This is a genomic window from Plantactinospora mayteni (assembly GCF_016862935.1).
GTDB classification, from domain to species: Bacteria; Actinomycetota; Actinomycetes; order Mycobacteriales; family Micromonosporaceae; genus Plantactinospora; species Plantactinospora mayteni.
Genome location: NZ_BONX01000018.1, coordinates 262106 through 282200, shown reverse-complemented (window position 1 = coordinate 282200; position 20095 = coordinate 262106). Strand labels below are relative to the sequence as shown.

The 20095-nt window shown below is 72.7% G+C and carries 17 protein-coding genes and 2 pseudogenes; 6 read left to right on the top strand and 13 right to left on the bottom strand.

Features of this window, described 5'->3' with window-relative positions:
• Window positions 1–153: 153 nt before the first annotated feature.
• Window positions 154–1041: pseudogene (locus tag Pma05_RS14780) on the top strand (DUF5667 domain-containing protein); the annotation flags it as partial.
• A 316-nt stretch (window positions 1042–1357) separates the two neighbouring features.
• A complete protein-coding gene (locus Pma05_RS14775; protein ID WP_203857951.1) occupies window positions 1358–2236 on the top strand; it encodes an HAD family hydrolase in 879 nt (292 codons plus the stop codon).
• Window positions 2237–2258: 22 nt separating this feature from the next.
• On the opposite strand, the gene Pma05_RS14770 is transcribed toward Pma05_RS14775, so the two are convergent.
• From Pma05_RS14770 to Pma05_RS14730, 9 genes and pseudogenes are all read right to left on the bottom strand, one after another.
• Window positions 2259–3116, bottom strand: coding sequence for a lysophospholipid acyltransferase family protein (locus tag Pma05_RS14770; RefSeq protein WP_203858068.1), 858 nt, complete (start codon window positions 3114–3116; stop codon window positions 2259–2261).
• Between the two features lie 251 nt (window positions 3117–3367).
• The gene (locus tag Pma05_RS14765; RefSeq protein WP_203857950.1) at window positions 3368–4492 is read right to left on the bottom strand and encodes an NAD-dependent epimerase/dehydratase family protein; all 1125 of its coding nucleotides are present in this window, start codon (window positions 4490–4492) and stop codon (window positions 3368–3370) included.
• Window positions 4493–4611: 119 nt separating this feature from the next.
• Entirely contained in the window at window positions 4612–4713 is a 102-nt protein-coding gene (locus Pma05_RS14760) for a 30S ribosomal protein bS22 (protein ID WP_007465623.1), read from the bottom strand.
• 394 nt (window positions 4714–5107) lie between these two features.
• The gene (locus Pma05_RS14755; RefSeq protein ID WP_101369425.1) at window positions 5108–5320 is read right to left on the bottom strand and encodes a helix-turn-helix domain-containing protein; all 213 of its coding nucleotides are present in this window, start codon (window positions 5318–5320) and stop codon (window positions 5108–5110) included.
• A gap of 161 nt (window positions 5321–5481) precedes the next feature.
• Window positions 5482–6666: an ABC transporter permease gene (locus Pma05_RS14750; RefSeq protein WP_203857949.1), complete on the bottom strand. Its 1185-nt coding sequence runs from the start codon at window positions 6664–6666 to the stop codon at window positions 5482–5484.
• Between the two features lie 152 nt (window positions 6667–6818).
• Window positions 6819–7778, bottom strand: a pseudogene (locus tag Pma05_RS14745) (ABC transporter ATP-binding protein); the annotation flags it as partial.
• Between the two features lie 113 nt (window positions 7779–7891).
• Entirely contained in the window at window positions 7892–9250 is a 1359-nt protein-coding gene (locus Pma05_RS14740) for an efflux RND transporter periplasmic adaptor subunit (RefSeq protein ID WP_203857948.1), read from the bottom strand.
• A gap of 153 nt (window positions 9251–9403) precedes the next feature.
• On the bottom strand, window positions 9404–11212 hold the full coding sequence (locus Pma05_RS14735; protein WP_203857947.1) for a YML083C domain-containing protein: 1809 nt from the start codon (window positions 11210–11212) through the stop codon (window positions 9404–9406).
• Window positions 11213–11255: 43 nt separating this feature from the next.
• Entirely contained in the window at window positions 11256–11960 is a 705-nt protein-coding gene (locus Pma05_RS14730; RefSeq protein WP_203857946.1) for a permease prefix domain 1-containing protein, read from the bottom strand.
• Between the two features lie 415 nt (window positions 11961–12375).
• Here Pma05_RS14730 and Pma05_RS14725 point away from each other — a divergent pair, with 415 nt between their 5' ends.
• Entirely contained in the window at window positions 12376–14649 is a 2274-nt protein-coding gene (locus tag Pma05_RS14725; protein WP_203857945.1) for a hypothetical protein, read from the top strand.
• A gap of 161 nt (window positions 14650–14810) precedes the next feature.
• Here Pma05_RS14725 and Pma05_RS14720 read toward each other — a convergent pair whose 3' ends face one another.
• Both Pma05_RS14720 and Pma05_RS14715 read right to left on the bottom strand, forming a co-directional pair.
• Window positions 14811–15581: a DUF1963 domain-containing protein gene (locus tag Pma05_RS14720; RefSeq protein ID WP_203857944.1), complete on the bottom strand. Its 771-nt coding sequence runs from the start codon at window positions 15579–15581 to the stop codon at window positions 14811–14813.
• 109 nt (window positions 15582–15690) lie between these two features.
• Window positions 15691–16611 carry a proline dehydrogenase family protein gene (locus Pma05_RS14715; protein ID WP_203857943.1) on the bottom strand — a complete coding sequence of 307 codons (921 nt, stop codon included), beginning with the start codon at window positions 16609–16611 and terminating at the stop codon, window positions 15691–15693.
• 183 nt (window positions 16612–16794) lie between these two features.
• Between Pma05_RS14715 and Pma05_RS14710 the strand changes: the two genes are divergently transcribed.
• Genes Pma05_RS14710 through Pma05_RS14700 form a run of 3 tightly spaced genes read left to right on the top strand, consistent with a single transcriptional unit; the run spans window position 16795 to window position 18827 of the window.
• Window positions 16795–17043 carry a hypothetical protein gene (locus tag Pma05_RS14710; RefSeq protein ID WP_203857942.1) on the top strand — a complete coding sequence of 83 codons (249 nt, stop codon included), beginning with the start codon at window positions 16795–16797 and terminating at the stop codon, window positions 17041–17043.
• Window positions 17044–17045: 2 nt separating this feature from the next.
• Window positions 17046–18227 (top strand): glutathionylspermidine synthase family protein, encoded by a 1182-nt coding sequence (locus Pma05_RS14705; protein ID WP_203857941.1) that lies wholly within the window; start codon window positions 17046–17048, stop codon window positions 18225–18227.
• 18 nt (window positions 18228–18245) lie between these two features.
• The gene (locus tag Pma05_RS14700; RefSeq protein ID WP_203857940.1) at window positions 18246–18827 is read left to right on the top strand and encodes a CGNR zinc finger domain-containing protein; all 582 of its coding nucleotides are present in this window, start codon (window positions 18246–18248) and stop codon (window positions 18825–18827) included.
• Between the two features lie 88 nt (window positions 18828–18915).
• Here Pma05_RS14700 and Pma05_RS14695 read toward each other — a convergent pair whose 3' ends face one another.
• Both Pma05_RS14695 and Pma05_RS14690 read right to left on the bottom strand, forming a co-directional pair.
• A complete protein-coding gene (locus Pma05_RS14695) occupies window positions 18916–19368 on the bottom strand; it encodes an Rv0361 family membrane protein (RefSeq protein ID WP_203857939.1) in 453 nt (150 codons plus the stop codon).
• Window positions 19369–19513: 145 nt separating this feature from the next.
• The gene (locus Pma05_RS14690) at window positions 19514–20041 is read right to left on the bottom strand and encodes a GNAT family N-acetyltransferase (RefSeq protein ID WP_203857938.1); all 528 of its coding nucleotides are present in this window, start codon (window positions 20039–20041) and stop codon (window positions 19514–19516) included.
• Between the last annotated feature and the right edge of the window lie 54 nt (window positions 20042–20095).

Here is a 20095-nt window from a genome sequence, read left to right as displayed (position 1 = left end):
CCGGTGCGACCGGTGGTTGGCCTGACATCCCTCCGGCCGGTCGGTCGGACAACGGATCCGGCCTCGGGCACCGTGGCCTGCTCCTGAAGTCGACCACCGTCTGACCGGACGGCGAGACGACGCCGACCGCAGCATCGCGACCAGCGAAGGGAGGTGTCGGCGGTGAGTTGGAAGACCTTCTACCGCCAACGCGCCGAGCGCTTCGCGCAGCTGCTCGACGAGGCCAACGGAGGCCGTCGCCACCACGTCCGGTCCCGCATCGACGACGACCTGGCGCAGCCTCTGGCGATCGGCGAACGACTCCGGGACGTCCAGACCGTCGAGGTCGACCCCGACTTCCGGGCCGGCCTGCGGGCCATGCTCGTCGCCACCGCCGAACGGGAAGGGATCGGCGCGACCGCCACCGACGACGCCATCGTCGACGGCGGCGGTCAACCCGCCACCCGCCGGTCCGGCCAGCCCGCGTTCCGGGGTCCACGCACCCGGGCCCGGGCCAGGGGTGCCGTCGTGATCGGGGTCGCGGTCGGCGCGATCGCGGTCTCCGGGATGTCCGCCGCCAGCGAGAACGCCGTACCCGGCGACGCGCTGTACGGCATGAAGCGGCACACCGAACGCGCCCAGCTCGCCCTGGCCAGCTCCGACCTGAGTCGCGGGCAGCTCTTCCTCGACTTCGCGCGTACCCGGCTCGCCGAGGCGGTCGCGGTCGGCGGGCAGAACTTCGGCTTCTCCGCCGTACTCGACGACATGGATGCCGACACCCGACAGGGCATCAAGCTGCTGACCAGCGCGGCGGTGCAACGACAGGACACGGCCGCGCTCGACGCCGTGGACAGCTTCCTGCACCATCAGCGCCCGCAGGTCGCCCGCCTCTTCGAGGACACCACCCGGGCCACCCGCAGCCGGGCCAACGAATCGCTGAAGCTCCTCGACGACGTGCAGAACCGGTCCGAGAGCCTCCGGGCCGCGCTCGCCTGCGGAGTGGGCGCGATCGGCCGGGCCGACTCGATCGGACCGCTTCCCCGGGCCTGCCCGGTCAGCCGTGGCCCGGCCAGTACGCCACCGGACTCCCCGCCACCGGCGGCGGAGGAGGACGGCGGCAGCCGTACCCCGGAGGAAGCGCCACGTGCCCCGGACCGGACCTCGGCGCCCCGGTCCCCGGCTCCGACGCCCAGCCAGGAGCAGCCACCGGCGGTACGGGACCGCACCACCACCGAACCCGTGCACCGGGTCGGCTGACCATCCCGAAGTTGACCATCCCGAAGCGGCCCGGACTGGCGACGGCTGTCCCGGACCTGCGGGTACGCCTCGGCTGATCCGGCTACCCTCGCTGTGTAGCGCGTAGCGAGGAGGTTCCCGCGTGGCCCGGGCCCGCAAGGTGACGGTCAGCACCGACGACCACGGTCACACCGCCGGCTGGGCCGACGCGGGGCCGGACGCCCCACCGGTGGGCCCGGCCCGGACCGACCCCCGGGCCGCCGCCTTCTTCGACGTGGACAACACGGTGATGCAGGGCGCCTCCATCTACTGGTTCGCCCGCGGCCTGGCGGCCCGCAACTACCTCACCACCGGTGACCTGGCCCGGTTCGCCTGGCAGCAGCTCCGGTTCCGGGTACTCGCCGTCGAACACCCCGGCAGCATGTCCCGGGTCAAGGAGGCGGCGCTGGCCTTCGTCGCCGGTTGGCGGGTCGACGACGTCGAACGGCTCACCGAGGAGATCTTCGACGAGCTGATGGCACCCCGGATCTGGGCCGGTACCCGTGCCCTGGCCCAACAGCACCTGGACGCCGGCCAGCGGGTCTGGCTGGTCACCGCCGCCCCGGTGGAGATCGGCCGGATCATCGCGGCCCGGCTCGGCCTGACCGGCGCGCTCGGCACCGTCGCCGAGATCCGGGACGGGGCGTACACCGGGCGGCTGGTCGGCGACCTGATGCACGGGCCGGCCAAGGCGGACGCGGTGGTCCAGCTCGCCCTGGTGGAAGGGCTGGCCCTGGAGCGGTGCGCCGCGTACAGCGACTCCGCCAACGACCTGCCGATGCTCTCCGCCGTCGGCCGGGCGGTGGCGATCAACCCGGACGGCACGCTGCTCCGGCACGCCCGGGAACTGGGCTGGGCGGTGCACGACTTCCGGACCGGGCGGAAGGCGGCCCGGATCGCCGTACCGTCGACCGTCGCCGCCGGGCTGGTGGCCGGCGCGGTGACGGCGGGGCTGGCGATGCGGCGCCGGCTGACCCGGTAACCGCGTCCGGTCCAGGTGCGGGTCAGGGGCCGAACGGGTCGGGGCGCTTCTCCAGCAACTGGTGCAGGGTCTGCTGGATGGTCTCCCGGACCTGGTCGGCGAGGTTGAAGACCACCAGCGGATCGTCGGCGGAGTCGACCAGGTGGTCGGTGGGGATCGGCGGGCAGAACTCGATCAGCCACTTGCTGGGCAGCGGCACCGCGCCGAGCGGGCCGAGCCACGGGAAGGTCGGCGTCACCGGAAAGTACGGCAGCTTGAGCAGCCGGGCCAGCGGCTTGATGTCGGCCAGCATCGGGTACGTCTCCTCGGCGCCGACGATCGCCACCGGGACGATCGGCGTGCCGGTACGGAGTGCGGCGGAGACGAAGCCGCCCCGGCCGAACCGTTGCAGCTTGTAGCGGTCGGCGTAGAGCTTGCCGACGCCCTTGAAGCCCTCGGGGAAGACGCCGACCAGTTCGCCCTGGCCGAGGAGCCGCTCGGCGTCCGGGTTGCAGGCCACCGTGCCACCGGTCTTGCGGACCAGCTCGGAGACGACCGGCACCCGGAACACCAGGTCGGCGCCGAGCAGCCGCAGGTAGCGGTGCTTCGGGTGCCGGTCGTGCAGCACCGCCGCCAACACCAGCGCGTCCATCGCGACCGTGCCGGAGTGGTTGCCCACCACCAGCCCGGCACCATCGACCGGCAGGTGGTGCACGCCGAAGACCTCGGTACGGAACCAGTCGCGGTAGAGCCGGCGCAGCACCGGATGGAAGACCTGGTCGGTCAGCTCGGGGTCGAAGCCGAACTCGTCGACCTCGTACTCTCCGGAGAGCCGTCGGCGCAGGAAGGCGAGCCCGGCGGCGACCCGGCGGTCCCAGACGTCCCCCGGATGGTCGGCCACCGTCGGCTCGGTCGACCCCGGCCGGTGCCCGTTCTGCCGCGCCAGCCGGTCCAGCTCGGTGCCACCGTCCTCCGGGAACGCGGAATACCCCCGCCCGGCTACGCCCTCCAACCCGCGCCGCACCTCTACGCTCTCGGGCTCGTGCCGCGCCCTGGCGATCTCCGGCTCGTGCCGCGCCTCTGCGGTCTCGGGCTCGTGGCGGGCCCCGGCGGCCTCCCCGTCGCCGCCGCCGGTACGCCGGTCGTCGCCGGTCATCGTCCGCCCCGCTCCACCGGATCGGCACCGTCGACCGCGCCGAGCTGGGTGATCCGGTCCCGGACCGTGGCCCGGGTGTGCCGGATCCCGTCCATGATCACCTGCTCGGCCCTGCGGAGCTGCTCCGGCCCGAGCACGGTCCCGTCGCTGTGGCTCGCGATGAACTCGTCGAAGGCGGCGGCGGTGGAGCGCGGAGTGAAGCCGTACTCCGTGGTCAGTCTGGTGGTGTCGACCACCCGGCCGTGCACGAACAGGTCGACCTGGTCGAGGCCGTACCGCCCGAAGCCGAACACCCGGGCGAGCCCGGCCGCGCCGGAGAGCCCCGGCTCGACCACCGGCAGGGCGACCCGGCCGGCCCGGCGGATCGCCTGGGAGAGCGCCAGCACCCCCGGCCCGGCGACGTTGTAGGTCCCCGGGTGCTCCTCCACCACCGACCGGTGCAGCACCTCCAGTACGTCGTCGAAGTGCACGAACTGGAGCCGGGGATCGCGGCCGAGCACGGTCGGCACCACGGGCTGGGCGAAGTATCGGGTCAGCGTGGTGTTCGCCATCGAGCCGACGAACGGCGCGAAGCGCAGCACGGTGGCGGTGACGTCGGGGCGGCGCCGCCGGAAGCCGCGGACGTACCCCTCGATGTCGAGGATGTCCCGGGCGAAGCCGCCGCGCGGCACGGCCCGGGGCTCGGTGTCCTCGGTGAAGACCGCCGGGTCCCGGAACGACGCCCCGTAGGCGGCGGTCGACGACCGGACGACCAACTTGCGCAGCCGGGGCGCCCGCTGGGCGGCGGCGAGCAGCTGCATCGTGCCGATGACGTTCTGCTCCTTCATCGCCGCCCGGCCGCCGTGCTGCGGATCGGCGGCGGTGACCAGCGCCAGGTGCACGACGGCGTCGGCGCCCAACTCCTCGACGATGGTGCCCACCGCGCCGGCGTCGGCCCGGACCCGCTCGACGCCGTCGAGCAGCCCGGCGATCTCGGCCGCCGGTTCGTGCACGTCGAGACCGACGACCCGGGCGATCCGGCCGTCGGCGACGAGCCGCGCCGCGACGTGCGCGCCGAGGAACCGGCTGACTCCGGTCACCACGACGACCCCCGGCGCACCGGGGGTGCTACCGGGGGTCACCTCGCGCTCCGCGCGGGACGACCCGGGCCGGGCCCGGACCGCCGCGACGTCGTCACGTGGGCCTCCGAAGGTCGACAGCTAACCGGCTCACCGCCGGCCGGGCAGACGCCCGGCCGGGGTCACTTGCCGAGACGGCGACGCTGGACGCGGGTCTTGCGCAGCAGCTTGCGGTGCTTCTTCTTGGCCATGCGCTTGCGGCGCTTCTTGACCACCGAGCCCATACGACAGCCCTTCTGATGCGACGTGCTGATCGGACCGGCCTCACCCGCGGGTGCGGCCGGCTACCGAGCTGGACAACGGACCGGGCCGGCACGATGGGCTCGCACCCATATCGGCACGTGGCCACGGTCGCGGTCCAGACTAGCCCTCGGCCGTCGGCCGGGCGAAAGCGCCCCCACGAGGAACCGCCCGGAGCGCTCCGGAACCGTCAGGACATCGCGGCTCAGCCGTCAGGCCGGACCGTCAGGACGTCGCGCCCGCCGTGCAGGCGGACGGTCAGGACGCGCGTCCGCGGCATGCAGGCGGACCGGTCAGGACGTGGGCGGCGAGCTGGGCCACGTTGCCACCACCGGCGCCGCCGAGTGCCGCCGCCGAGCTGCCGTCGCGGCTCAGCCGTCAGGCGGTCTCCTGAAAGGCACCGCGCAGGTAGTCGTGCACGGCGTGCTCCGGCACCCGGAACGACCGGCCGACCCGTACCGCGGTCAGCTCGCCGGAGTGCACCAGCCGGTAGACCGTCATCTTCGACACCCGCATCAGCGTCGCCACCTCGGCGACGGTCAGGAACCTGACCTCCGGCATCCGGCTGTCCGGCTGTGGTGATCCTGCCATGGCTCACCAACCCATCCCAATCCCCGGCGCGGGCCCGGCGGGATGCTTCCGCGCCGCGGCTACGCGCGTGTTACCAGTACGGTAACGGGGCGGCTGTGACCGGCGCGATCCCTTCGGACAATTGATCATCCCTGACTCGTCCGTCGACGCGTGGGAACCCGTCATTCGGCGCGGAGTGCCACCACCGGGTCCAACCGCCCGGCCCGCTGCGCCGGTACGACCCCGAAGATGATCCCGACCGCCGCCGAGACTCCGAACGAGAGCGCCAGCGACCACCAGGTGACCACCGCCGGTACCGGGGAGAGGGCGGCCACCAGCAGCGCGGCGCCCACCCCGAGCGCCATCCCGAGCACCCCGCCGAGCGCGGTCAGCAGTACCGCCTCCAGCAGGAACTGGACCCCGATGTCCCGGGGACGGGCGCCGACCGCCTTGCGCAGGCCGATCTCCCGGGTCCGCTCGCGTACCGAGACCAGCATGATGTTGGAGACCCCGACGCCGCCGACCAGCAGCGAGATGCCGGCGATCGCGGCCAGTACCCCGGTCAGCACCCCGAGAATGTCCCCGAGTACGCCGAGGATCTGCTCCTGGGTCACCGCGCTGAACTCGGTCTCCGGGTGCCGTCGGGTCAGCTCGGCGACGACCCGGGCCCCGAGGTCGTCGATCTCCTCCCGGTCCGGCGCCTTGATCGCGATCCCGTCGATCCGCTGGGTGCCGTAGAGCCGGTGCGCGGCGGTGACCGGGATGTGCACCTCGTCGTCCCGGTCCACCCCGAGGCTCTGGCCGAGCGGCGCGAAGACCCCGATCACCCGGAACCGTACGCCGGCGATCGCGACCTGCTGCCCGACCGGCTCCCGGTCGCCGAAGAGGGTACCCGCGACGGTGGCGCCGAGCACCGCCACCCGGCGACTGGTGTCCACATCGGACGACGTCAGGTAGCTGCCCCGGTCCAGTTTCCGGACGAAGACCTCGGGCGTGGTCTCCAGTACGCCCTGCACGGTGGTGAACGCCGAGCGGGTGCCGGCGCGTACCGTCTCGCCGGAGGTGACCGTGACCGCCACCCGGCGCGGATCGCCGACCACCCGGTTGACCGCCTCGACGTCGGCCAGGGAGAGCCGGGAGACCGCCGGCGCCGCGCCGAAGTCGAGCCGGCCGGGCACCACCACGAGCAGGTTCGAGCCGAGCCCCTCGACCTGCTGCTCCACCTCCCGCTTGGCGCCGGTGCCGATGGCGACCAGCACCACCACGGCGGCCACCCCGATCACCACCCCGAGCATGGTGAGCATGCTGCGCAGCCGGTTCGCCGCCAGGGCGTCGAGCGCGACGCGCCACGCCTCGGCGATCCTCACGAGTCGCTCCCCGACTCGGCGGCGGTGCCTCCGCCGGACCCGGCCGGCGCGTCGAGCTCGCCAGAGCCGGCGTCGAGCGGCTCCCCGAGGCGGTGACCGCGGTCCGGGCCGGGATCGACCGGGTCGGGCCGGGAGACCGGCAGACGGGTCGGCCCGCGGCGTCCGGTGGCTCCGATGGCGCCACCGGAGCCACCGGACGGGTGCCCCGAGTCGCTTCCGGACGCTCGTCGGGGCTCCGCGCTGGGAGCGGGATCTACTATCTCAGGCCCCCGCCGCGCCGCCGGCACGACCGTCGGCGAATCCGCCTCGGCCGCGGATGGTAGGTCGGTCGTCGCCAAGCCGGCCTCGGCCGCCGAGGGCTTGGCCGCCGTCGGTTCCGGCCCTGCGGTCGGTTCCAGCCCTGCGGTCGGTTCCAGCCCTGCGGTCGGTTCCAGCCCTGCGGTCGGTGCGAGGACCAGTCCGTCGCGCATCGTGATCTGCCGGTGGGCCCGCTCGGCGACCTCCCGGTCGTGGGTGACCAGCACCAGCGCCACCCCGTCCTCGGCGTTCAGCTCCTCCAGCAGGATCAGCACGGACTCGCCGGTGGCGCTGTCCAGGTTGCCGGTCGGCTCGTCGGCGAGCAGCAGTACCGGGTCGGTGACCAGGGCACGGGCGATCGCCACCCGCTGCTGCTCGCCGCCGGAGAGCTGGTTGGGCCGGTGGTCCAGCCGGTGTCCGAGGCCGACCCGGCCCAGCATCGCCGCCGCCAGCTCCCGCCGCCGCCGACCGCCGATCCCCCGGTAGACCAGCGGCAGCGCCACGTTGTCGAGCGCGGAGGTCCGGGGCAGGAGGTGGAAAGACTGGAAGACGAAGCCGATGGTCTCGTTGCGCAGCGTGGCCAGCTCTCCGGCGTCCAGGGTGGCGACGTCCCGACCGCCGATCACCAGCCGGCCGGTGGTGGGCCGGTCCAGCCCGCCGAGCAGGTGCATCAGGGTCGACTTGCCCGACCCGGACGGCCCGACGACCGCCAGGTAGTCGCCGGCGGCGATGGTCAGCGAGACGCCGCGCAGCGCGGCCACCGACACCCCACCCAGCTCGTACGTCCGGACCAGGTCGACCGCCTCGACCGCCACCCCGGTACGCCAGCTCCCTCCATCGGCTCGCCGGGCCGCCGCACCGGCGACCCCGGAACGCCGGGTCGGTCCACCGGTCGCCTCGTCGCCGGAATCGCCCACCGACGAGGAAGTCAACGTACCCGCTCTCCGGGGCGCACCTGGTCGCCGCCGCTGACCACCACCTGCTGGCCCGGCTGCACCCCGCTGACGATCTGCACCAGGTCCTGGCCCTGCACCCCGACCGTCACCGGCACCTGCTCGGCGATCCCGTCCTCGACCAGCCAGACCGCGTCCTGTCCCTGGGCCGAGTGCACCGCCGCGGCCGGTACGGTCACCGCGCCGGCCGCCTCCCGGACCCGCAGCCGGACCACGGCGCTCATCCCGGGACGCGGTGCCGGGGCGGCCCGCCCGTCGGCGAAGCGCCCGGGACCGAGCGAGAGCCGCACCCGGTACGACACACCACCCCGGGCCGACGCGGTCGGCAGTACGTCGACCGAGCGGACCCGGGCCGAGTATTCCGCCCCGGTGGCGGCATCCAGTTCCACACTCGCCGGCACCCCCTGGCCGACCAGCAGCACGTCGGTCTCGTCCACCTCGGCGACCAGGCCGAGGTCGGTCAGGTCCACCACGGTCAGGATCGGGGTGCCCGCGCTCACCCGGCCGCCGACCGGCACCGCGCCGTCGACGCCGGCCACCGGCGCGGTCGGGTTGCCCCCGCCGAGCATCCCGGACGGATCGACCCCGGCCGGGGCACCGAGCCCACCGGTCGCGCCGAGCAGTCCGGCCAGCGCCTCGGCAGAACCCGCCCCGGCGGCCGGTGACACGGGACCGCCGAGCTGCACCACCCCGCCGATCGGCGCCCGCAACACGAGCGCGTCGACGGTCGCCTTCGCCAGGTCGTACGCCTGCTCGGCCTGGAGACGCTGGGCGGCGGAGAGCGCCCGTACCGCCGAGTTCAGCCCGGCGACGCCACGCTGGACGGCGCGCAGCGCCGCTTCGGCGGTCTCGGCCGCCGCCTCGTACTGCCGCTCCGCGATCCGGACCTGGGCCAGCAGCGCGGCCCGCGCGCCCGGGTCGGTGAGCTTGTCGGCGGCGTCCCGGGCGGCCCGGAACGCCTGCGCCGCCGCCCGGTCGGTGCCACGGCGCAACCGGGACAGGTCGGTGCCGCCGCCGCCCCGCCCGGCGCCCCGGGCCGCGTCGAGGGCCCGGCGGGCCTTGGCCAGCCGGTCCCGGGCCGAGGGCGAGTCGACGACCGCGAGCACCCGGCCCGGCTTGACCAGGGCACCCGGTCTGACCCGCAGCTCGGCCAGGGTGCCGTCGGCGGGAGCGCTCAGGGTCGCCGCCGCCCGGGCCGTCACGCTGGCCGGCGCGTCGACCAGTTCGGCGACGTCGGCCCGCTCCACACTGGCCAGCCCGACGAGGTCGTCGGACTCGCAGGAGGCCGCGGAGAGGCCGAACAGGACGGTGGCGGCAAGGAGGGTAGCGGACATCACGGGGCGACGGGGCCGCGGTGCTGCGGACAGGCGCGGCGGGGAGGCACGACGCACGCCGCCATGGTACGAGGTACCACCCGCCCCACCCCGCAGGACGCGCGGGCCGGCGAGCCCACTGACCTGCGCTGGATCTCGCCGAGCTGGGGCTGATCAGGAGGCGGTCTTCTTCACGTACGCCACGCACTCGTCGTGCAGCTTCGCCCAGTCCTGGCCGAACGCCTCCTGGGACGCGTCCGCCTCCGACTTGCCGTCGTGCACCACCAGTTTGAAGAAGGTGAGTACGTCCTTCTCGCCGAACCGGTCGACCAGATGCCGGACGGCGAGGTAGCCGACGCCGTAGCTGCCGGCGACGTGCCAGTCCTCGGAGCCGTCGCTCGGCGCCACGTCCGCCAGCTCGCCGTTCCAGCCCGAGTTGACCAGCCGGTCGACGTCGTCCAGGCTGTCGTACCGGCTCGCCGCCCGGCCACCGGCCGCCGCCTGCTCGGCGATCCCCTCCACCAGCCACCAGGCGTCGTCGTCGATCCGTTCGGCGCCGGCCAGTGAGGAGGCGTGGGTCAGCTCGTGCCGCATCAGGTCGGCGTACTGGCCCGGCACCACGGCCTTGGAGTTGAGCACCAGATCGTACTGGTCTTCGCCGACCGGTACCGCGTATCCGGCGGTCCAGTCCGGGCGGTTGCCGCCGTACCAGCGGCTCCACTCGTTCGGGCCGGCGTAGAAGATCAGGTAGCGCTCCGGGGGCGAGCCGTCCACGGCGTACCGGTCGGCGACCTTGGCCGCCCGCTCCCCCTCGCGCAGCAGGTCGGGCAGCCGGTCCCGGAACGCCCGGGGCGCGGCGACCAGGGTGCGTTCCCCGATCGAGGCGACCAGTTCGTCGCTCTCCCAGGGCCGGGGCCGACCCGGCCCGCCGGTACTGTCGGTGTCGATCGCGAAGAGGCGCGGCTGGCCGGCGGCGTCCTTCCACCGGGTGACCATGGTGATCTCGTTCGGCTCGCAGCCGGGGCTCACGAAGCAGTGCCCGACGGTCAGGTTGGCCCGCCACTCGCCGGACGTGTCGAGCTTGCTCACCCGGCCCAGCAGCTTCGGCTCCCACTTGCTCACCCGCATCGCGCGCAGCGTCCGGAAGTCGCGCCGGAGTTGCCGGGCGATCGCGGTGTTCGGCTCGGCGAGCCCGACGTAGCCGTTCTCGTCGCCGCCGAGCAGCGCCTTGGCCTGCCCGTCGAGCAGGCCGCGGATCTGCTCGGTGAGCCAGTCGCCGGTGACCGAGGCCGGGTCGCCGGCCTTCGGGCTGGCCGCCGCCCCGGCGCCACCGCCCGGCCCGGACACCCGGTCGAGCAGTACCGCCCCGATCGCGACCGGCGCCGCGCAGAGCAGCAGGGCCACGACGGTCCCGAGCCCCACCCAGAGCGGCCAGCGGCGACGGCGTGGCGGCGGGACGAGCCCGGCCGGTACCGGATAGCCGCCGGGCCCCGGATAGCCGCCCGGCACCGGGTACCCGTCCGGCACCGGATAGCCGGCCCGAGCCGGGTAACCGACCGGCCCCGGCGGGTACTGACCGGACTGGTATCCGGCGGGCTGGTAACCGGCGGGCGGCTCCGCACCAGCCCCCGAACCACCGGGCTGATAGCTGGCGGGCGGCTCCGCACCAACACGCGAACCACCGGGCTGATAGCTGGCGGGCGGCTCCGCACCAACACGCGAACCGGCGGACTGATAGCCGGCGGGCGGCTCCGCTCCGGCACCGTAACCGGCGGGCTGGTGGTGGCGGGGGTCCGGCTGGTAGCCGGTGGGCGGCAGTGGGTAGCCGCTGACCGGCGGGAGGCCGTGCGCGGCCGGCTCGGACCCGGAGGGCTGGTAGCCGCCCGACGGCGGGTACCCGGAGGGCGGGTGGTCGGCCGGTGGGTAGCCGGTCTGCGCCTGGTGGTCGGCCGCTGGGCGGTCGCGGTACTCCCCGTCGGTCACGGCCGGAGAGTACGGCCCATCGTCCAGCCGTGCGAACCGGCCCTCACCGCACCGCCCACGACCCGGCCAGTTGTGTCGCCGGCCGGAAGTCCGGGCGCGCGGCGGCGGCCCGCCAGCAGTGCCGGGCCGAGCCGAGCAGCAGGCCCGACGAGACCGCACAACCCACCCCGCCGACCAGGGCCTGCGCGCCCCCGTCCCCCGGTGGCAGTACGGCCAGCAGCACGCCACAGACCATGGTCACGCCGACCACCAGCGAGGCGAGTACGGCGGTCAGCCGGATCGCCGCCGGACGGATGTCGAAGTGCCGTGGTCCCCAGCGCAGCAGCACGACCGCGACGAGGGCGGTACCGAGGGCGAGCCCGGAGAACAGGTCCGTCGCCCGGGCCAGCCACAGGTACGCCGCCCCCGGCTCGACGCCGCCCCAGAACTGCTGCCAGCCGCCGATCCGACCCAGCAACTCCGACGTGCCGTACTGGGCGCCGAGCACTCCGACGAGCAGCAGCGCCGTACGCCGGCCCTGCGCCACCGCCAGCACGTCCTGGAGTCCCGCCGCGATCCGGTCGGCCGAACCGAACTCCCGGACGGCCAGTCGCTGCGCCTCCGGGTCGGTCAGCCCGTCGTGCCGGTGCCCCTCGGCGGCGTCGACCAACGCGTCCCGGATCTCGGTCAGCATGTCGGCCCGCAACCCGGCTGAACCGCGCAACCGGGCGCCGACCGTCGAGACGTAGTCGTCGATCAGGGCGCTCACCGGCCCAGTCTCTCCTGGTAGACGCCGGTGAGGCCATCCGGAGGAACCCTGACCCGGATGCGGCTGCTTTCACGCCCCGGCTGCCTCAAACATGCCGGATGCGCTCGGTGGGCGTGATGTACGAATCATGCCTGGACCGGTTGACTCAGCCACTAAGAGCGGTACGTCCGACAGAGTAACCGTCTGCTTTTTTCTGCCCGAAATCGGATTGCCAGGATCTGGTCCGTATCTATCCGGTTAGCGCTTCTCAAGCGCTGAGTAGCCCTAATTCCACTTGTTCGTGGGTTTTCTTCATATAGGCCCGCGATGCACTGAAGGGCGCCGTACGGTGACGTTAAGTGGCTACAACCTATTTGTGGCCCTCCGCGCCCCAGATGGTGCGGCCGTGTCTTGTATTCGAAAGGCAGGGAGCTTGATGTCCGAATTCCAAGGGAGCCACGTGGATCCCGGTCAGCCCACGACTCGGCCGAAAAGGCGGCGGTCCCGGTGGTTCTTAGCCGGCGGCATCGTCGCCGGCAGCCTGATGGCCGGCGCGGCTGGCCTGGCCGGGGTAGCCACGTTGGCCAGCGACAGGGGTCTGGCAGACGTGGACCTGGGTCAGTTGTCCGTCGTCGCCGCCGAGAACGACAAGGGCGACAACGTCAAGGACCCGGGCAAGCACGAAGATCCCAAGGACCCGAAGGCCGGACCGACCGAGCGCAAGGACCAGAACGGCAAGCACGAGGGCGGCGAGGACTCCCAGGGCGACTGGCAGGACTACTGCAAGCCCGGTGGCGGCTGGCAGGGCCAGGGCGACAAGAAGGCCGAAGACCCGAAGGACCGGAAGGACCCGAAGGCCGGGCCGAGCGACCAGAAGGATCCGAAGGCGAAGCCGGAGGAGTCGAAGGAGAAGCCCGGGGAGTCCAAGGAGTCGATGGAGTCCAAGGAGTCGAAGGACCCGAAGGCCGGACCCGAGCCGAAGGACCGCAAGGAGAAGGACGAGGAGTCCAAGGACGCCAAGGAGTCGAAGGAGTCCAAGGAGTCCAAGGACCCGAAGGCCGGACCCGAGCCGAAGGACCGCAAGGAGAAGAACGAGGAGTCCAAGGAGAAGCGCGAGGACTCCAAGGAGTCCAGGGACTCCGAGGGTTCCGGCTGGCAGGGCGGATCGCAGGGCGGTTCCGCCTGGCAGGGTGGGTCCCAGGGTGGCGGCGAGAACGACTGGTCCGGGGAAACCCCCGGCTCCGACGGCTCGCGCTGGCACAACGGGTCCCAGGGCGGCGAGAGCGGTTCGGACTGGCAGGGCTCGGGCTCGGAGGGTTCGGGCTGGAACGGCGGGTCCCAGGAGGGCCGCGAGGGCTGCGGCTCGGACAAGCGCGAGGACGAGAAGGTGACGTCCGTACCGTGCGACCCCGACAAGCTCATCGCCGCGCTGGTGCACGCCAACGCCGAGGGTGGCGGCAGCCTCAAGCTCGCGCCGAAGTGCACCTACACGCTCACCGCGTCGAACGAGAGCGGTGAGAAGCACAACGGCAAGGGCGAGAAGGAAACCGGCAAGGCGCCGACCGACGCCGGCCCCATGGGTGCCATGGGTGCCATGGGTGCCGGCGGCGCTGCGGGTGCCGCAGGTGCTCCGGCTGCCGCGGCTGCTGCTGAGACGATGGGCAGCCCGGGCGAAAAGAAGGACGACAAGAAGCACGAGAAGAAGGAAGAGAAGAACGAGGACAGGTCCGGCCTGCCGGTGATCAAGGCGCCGATCAAGATCAAGGGTGAGGGCGCGACCATCCGCCGGGACACGTACGCCAAGGACTTCCGCTTCTTCACCGTCCGCGACGGTGGCGACCTGGAGTTGAGCAACGTCTTCCTGCGGAACGGACGGGCAGGCGAGGGCGGCGCGATCTCGATCGACCACGGCGCCACCGCCACGGTCAAGCGGGTCACGATCTCGGACAGCACCGCACTCCGCAAGGAGGGCGGCGGCGGCGCGATCTTCAACGACGGCCACCTGGCGGTCCTGGAGAGCAAGTTCGAGCGGAACAGCTCCGCCGGCGACGGCGGCGGGATCCTCAACGGTGGTGTCCTCACCGTGGAGAAGTCCGAGTTCTTCAACAACAGCGCCGACAAGGCCGGCGGTGGGCTCGCCAACCACCAGGGGGCGGCCGACATCAACAAGAGCGCCTTCGAGCACAACAACGCGGCAGAGGGCGGCGGCATCGCCAGCATCTCGGCCCGGACCAAGATCTGGGACGGCGAGGTGAAGGGCAACACCGCGAAGGTCGGTGGCGGCATCTTCAACAAGGAAGCCACCCTCACGATCCGGGGGCTGAACGTCAGCGACAACCTCGGCACCGAGGACGGCGGCGGCATCGCCACCATCAAGGGTCTGCTCACGGTGGACGAAAGCAAGATCACCAAGAACACCACGCGGGGCGACGGCGGCGGCATCTTCGCCGAGAAGTCCGAGGTGATCGTGCGGGACACCGAGGTCAGCAAGAACCGCGCCGTCGGCGCGCGTTCGGTCGGTGGCGGCATCGCGGTCGAGGGCGGTTCGCTCGAACTGAAGCGGGACAAGATCGTCGAGAACGAGGCCACCAAGAAGGGCGGCGGGCTCTTCGCCGAGCACGCCAAGGTCCGGGTGGACGACGACACCGTGATCAGCAAGAACCGGCCTGACAACTGTGCCGGCGAGGAGATCGAGAACTGCTTCGCCTGATCCTCGACATCCGAGGCGCAGGTGACCGGTGACGGTAGCCGGTAACGGAGACCACAGCCGGTGACGGAGCGGACGCATCCGGCCCGTCGGGGGACGATCAGCAGATCGCACCCTCGGCGGGCCGGATGCGCGTGTCCGGGTACCGGGGGCGGGCGGGTGGATCAGGCGACGTCGAGATACCGGCGTACCCGGGAGAACCGGCCTGCGGCCAGGTCCGAGCCGTCGATCCAGAACGAGACACCGACCAGTTCGCCCCAGGCGGTCCCCTGCTCGGCCTCCAGCGCCAGCAGCGGGCGGCGGCCGGCCGGACCCGTCACCGGACTGTCCGGCCAGCCCAGCAGCCGGTGCCGCACGGTCGGCAGCCGGTCGCGGATCTCGGCGACCAGGCCCATCACCCTGATCGCATCGGCCGAGAAGACCGCCGCGAGTTCCGGTTCGGCGTAGTCGGGTGCGGCCAGCACCGCCGCGGCGACCAGCGGCAGCGCCGGGATCACCGTCGCCTCCGGCGGGGCCGTCCGGTCCGGCATCCCGGCGGGTACGTGCAGCACGGCGCAACCGTCGTCGCCCGGGTCCGCCCCGAAGTCGGCGTGGAACCACTCGTCGGAGAAGAAGAGCAGCGTCCCCGACCCGGGCAGCATCCACTCAGGACCGAGCAGCGGCGCCAGCGCGGCACAGTCGAGCTGGGCCAGCAGCGTCATCGGCCGACCCTGGTGGTCCGGCCAGGGCACCCCGTCCGGCAGCCCGGGCAGTCCGCCGTACCAGCCTGCGACCGGGCCGGCGGGGGCGCCGTTGCGGGACCGGGCCGGTACGGCGAGTCCGATCGAGGGGCGGATCAGGCCGAGTACCTGTTCGAGCAGATCGGGAGCGGCCTGCGCCCGGGATGAGTCGGCGAGGGCGGCACGCAACGCCGCCACCGCGCGGGAGAAGTCCATGGCGTCCGAGGATGCCAGGCGAAACGGTTCGATCCCAGCCGGCCCGACCCCAGCCGGTCAGCCGGGCCGAACGGCGGCCGGGACCGGTCGGCTCCGGGTCGGCGGGGCGCTACCTCCGGGTCGCCACGGCACGGGCGAAGAACGCCAGGTTGGCCGGGCGCTCGGCGAGCCGGCGCATCAGGTAGCCGTACCAGTCGGTGCCGTACGGCAGGTAGACGCGTACGGTGTGGCCGCCCTCGGCCAGCCGGGCCTGCTCGTCGGGGCGTACCCCGTAGAGGAGCTGGAACTCGAACTGGTCCGGCGTACGGTCGAACCACCGGGACCGGTCCTCGGCGATCGCGATCAGCCGGGGGTCGTGGGTGGCGATCATCGGGTACCCCTGGCCGGCGAGCAGGACGTTCAGGCACCGGACATAGGACTTGTCCACTTCCCGGGCCGACTGGTAAGCCACCGACTCGGGCTCCTTGTAGGCCCCCTTGCAGAGCCGCACCCGCGACCCCGGGGTGGCCAGCTCCCGGCAGTCCGCCTCGGTACGCCGCAGGTACGCCTGGAGCACCGCCCCGGTACCCGGAAAGTCCTTGCGCAGCTCGGCCAGGATGTCCAGGGTCGAGTCGGTGGTGGTGTGGTCCTCCATGTCCAGGGTGACCGTGGTGCCGGCCGCCGCGGCGGCGGCGCAGATCGCCTGCGCGTTCTCCCGGGCCAGCCGCTCGTCGAACTTCTGCCCGAGCGCCGAGAGCTTGACGCTGACCTCGGCCGGCGGGGTGAGCCCGGCCTCGGCGAGCCCGCCGAGCAGGGCCAGGTATTCGTCCCGGACGGCGGTGGCCTGGTCTCCGCTGACGGTGTCCTCGCCCAAATGGTCGATGGAGACCGCGAGACCGTCGGCGACGAGCTGGCGGGTGGCGCGCAGCGCGTCGTCGGTGGTGGTGCCGGCGACGAACCGGCGTACGACGTCCCGGGTGAACGGGGCCGTCTCGACGAGCCGCTCGATCCGGGATGACCGGGAGGCGGCGAGGATGACCGATCGGAGCATGAGCCGAGCGTAACGCCAGCCGGTTCCCGGTACGCGGGGACCGGAGCCCTCCGGCCGCACCCCGCCGCACGCACACCTGGTCCGGGCAGGTACGGACGTCGGGCGGGGTGTCCAGCAGTGGCGCGGATCGGTTACAACGATCTCGTGGAAAAAGTTTCGCGACGCCGTCTCCGGTCCGCGAGCGTGCAGCTGGGCGCGCTCACCGCCCTCGCCGTCACCCTCTCCGGGTGCAACCAGGTGGGTGACGACGACGACTGCGACTCCCGGAAGAGCACGCCACGGCCCCGCTCGCTCGCCCTGGCGGCGTACGCCCCGGCCACCGTGCCGGCCACCGTCGCGGTCGGCACGACCGCCGGGTCGACCACCAGCGTCGCGGACGTACTCCCCGAGCGGGGCGGCTTCGGCACCCACCTCGCCTCCTGCGGCGGCTGACGGTGCGCCGGGAGACCTGCCCGCCCCGGCCGGACTGGTCGGCGACGATCCGGGCCCAGGGCCTGGTCTACGCCGACACCGAACTGCCGGGCGGCGGCTTCATGTCGTACTGGGACGAGAGCGCCTGCTACGCCTTCGACCTCGACGAGGTGCTCCGGCTGGAGGAGGCGACCGAGGAACTGCACCGGATGTCGGTGGCCGCCGCCGAGCACGTGGTGGCCCGGAACCGGTTCGCCGAGTTCGGCATCCCGGCCTGGGCCGCCGAGGCGGTCACCCGGTCGCTGCGCGAACAGCCGCCCACCCTGTACGGCCGGTTCGACCTCTGGTACGACGGCTCCTGGCCGCCGAAGCTGTTGGAGTACAACGCGGACACCCCGACCGCGCTGGTCGAGGCGTCGGTGATCCAGTGGTACTGGCTGGAGGACACCCGCCCCGCGTTGGACCAGTGGAACAGCGTGCACGAGCGGCTGGTCGCGGCCTGGCGGCGGATCGGCGCCGACCTGCACGACCCGCTGGTGCACGTCGCCTGGTCGGACGAGGAGGAGACCGGCGAGGACCAGATGACCGCCGGCTACCTCGCCGAGACCGCCCGGCAGGCGGGGCTGAAGACCGAGCTGCTGCCGATGCTCCAGATCGGCTGGGACGGCCGCCGGTTCACCGGCCCGCCCGGCCCGGACGGGATCAGTCCGCCGATCCTCACCTGCTTCAAGCTCTATCCCTGGGAGTGGATGCTCGCCGAGCCGTACGGCCGGGCGGCGCTCGACCCGGGCACCCCCACCACCTGGATCGAGCCGGCCTGGAAACTGCTGCTCTCCAACAAGGCGCTGCTGGCCGTGCTCTGGGAGCTTTATCCCGACCATCCCTACCTGCTGCCGGCCTATCTCGACTCGCCCCGGGGGATGACCGAATACGTGGTCAAGCCGCTGTTGGGCCGGGAGGGCGGTTCGGTGCGGATCGTCACCACAGCCGGAGAGATCGACAACCCGGGGATCTACGGTGACGAAGGATGGTGTTACCAGCAATTCCGCGCACTACCGTCGTTCTCGGATAACCACCTGGTCTTGGGCAGTTGGGTGGTGGCCGGCGAGGCTGCCGGTGCCGGGCTGCGGGAGAGCCGGAGCCTGATCACCGACGGCTACGCGCGGTTCCTTCCCCACTACGTGGACGCGGCACGGGAGCCGTAAGTCGTCTACGGTTGTCGGGTGAACTTCGACGCGTACGCCCGGACCGGGGTCGATCTCGTCAACGCACGACTCGACGACCTCGACGACCTGCGGGCCGTTTTCACCGACGAGCACGGCTGGATGCGCGACGAGGTGGCCGAACGGGACGTCGCCGCCTTCCGCCGGGCCCAGAAACGCCTGCGGGACGTCTTCGAATTCGGTTCCTCGGAACGGGACGCCGACGCGGTGACCGAGCTGAATTCGCTTTTGGAGAGCTACCCCGTCCAGCCACGGATCTCCGGGCACGACGCCAAGGACTGGCACATGCACGTGACCAGCCGGGGTGCCTCGGTGAGCGCCGAGTTCCTGGCTGGCGCGGTCTGGGGCCTCTCGGTCTGGCTGTGCGAGTACGGCAGTTCCCGGTTCGGGGTCTGCGCCGACGACCGGTGCGGCAACGTCTATCTGGACACCTCGTCCAACTGCTGCCGCCGGTTCTGCTCGGAACGCTGCGCCACCCGCTCGCACGTGGCGGCGCACCGGGCCCGCAAGCGGGCTGCGGTGGAGGCGAAGGCACCGGTCCCGGCCGAGATCGAGGAGAAGACGCCGGCCCCGGTCGGCTGAGCGGGCACGCCGGCCCCGGCGGGCTGGCCGTCGCGCAACTGCACGTGCCCTGCGCAGAAGAGCACCCCGGGGTCGGCGGCGCCTCCGCTCACGGGCAGGGGCGCCACTGCCCACCTTCCTGCACCATCGGGACCTCCACCGTCCGGACGTCGCCGCCCGGATAGCTGACCCGAAGGGTGATCGTCGCTGTCCGCCGCCCGTTGTAGTTGCCGACGTGCGTGCCGGTCAGCTCGTATCCGGTCGCCTTCGGGCCGGCCTCCTGGCTGGCGACGAACTGCTGCTCGGTCATCAGGCGGCGGGTCGCGGCACAGGTCTGCGCGTACGCGGCGGGCCAGTTTCCGGCGTCCAGTTCGGCGGCGTACCGGCTGCCGGCGTCCTGGGCGGGGCCGATCGCCTCGGAGAAACCCCGGAACCCCACGAATCCGAGGCCGCCAACGCCCACACAGCACACCAGCACTACGATCGCGCCGATAAGGACATTCCAGGTCGTGTTGCGGGGCTTCCGCTTCGGCCGCGGCGGGACGAACTGTTGATCGGCCATGTCACCGAGGCTAGGAGTGGTCCGCCACTGCCGTACCGCCCGGGATCGGTCCATACCAGCGGCAGATCGGCGCCGAGCCGGGAAGTTTCCAGGGAATCCGTACCGGGCCATGCTGGTGGGTTCGAGCCGTGGCCGGGTAGCGGCGTCAGCGGAGATCGGTTCCGGTCAGGTCGAGTCGCCAGTCGTTGGAACGCATCGGCCGCCCCTTCGGGAACTCGAACTCGGTCTCGCCGAGCAGCTCGAAGCCGGCCTTGCGGCAGACCGCGTTGGAGGCGGCGTTGTCGACCGAGGGATAGGCGTGGGCGTACCGGAAGGTCCGCCGGGCGCGGGCCTCGTCGACCGCGGCCAGCAGCGCGGCGGTGGCCAGCCCCCTCCCCTGGTACGCCGGCAGGATGCTCCAGCCCATCTCGTAGACGTGCTGCCCCTGCCAGTCCCGGGCCCAGTAGCCGACGCTGCCCACCGGTACCTCCTCGGGCAGCGCGACAACCCGGAACATACGCTCCTGCCCGGTGCCGCCGGACCGGACGTAGCGCTGGTGGCGCGCGACGACCTGCTCCTCGGTCTCCGGGCCGCCGAGGTGCCGTTTCATCTCCGGACTGTTGATCTCACGGAGCAGGTCGAGATCGCCCTCGCTCCACGGCTCGATCCGGACCCGCTTCGACTCCCCGGCCACGCCGCCACACCTCCCGGTCGCCCTTCCGCCCACTTCCACTTGCTTCCACCCGCT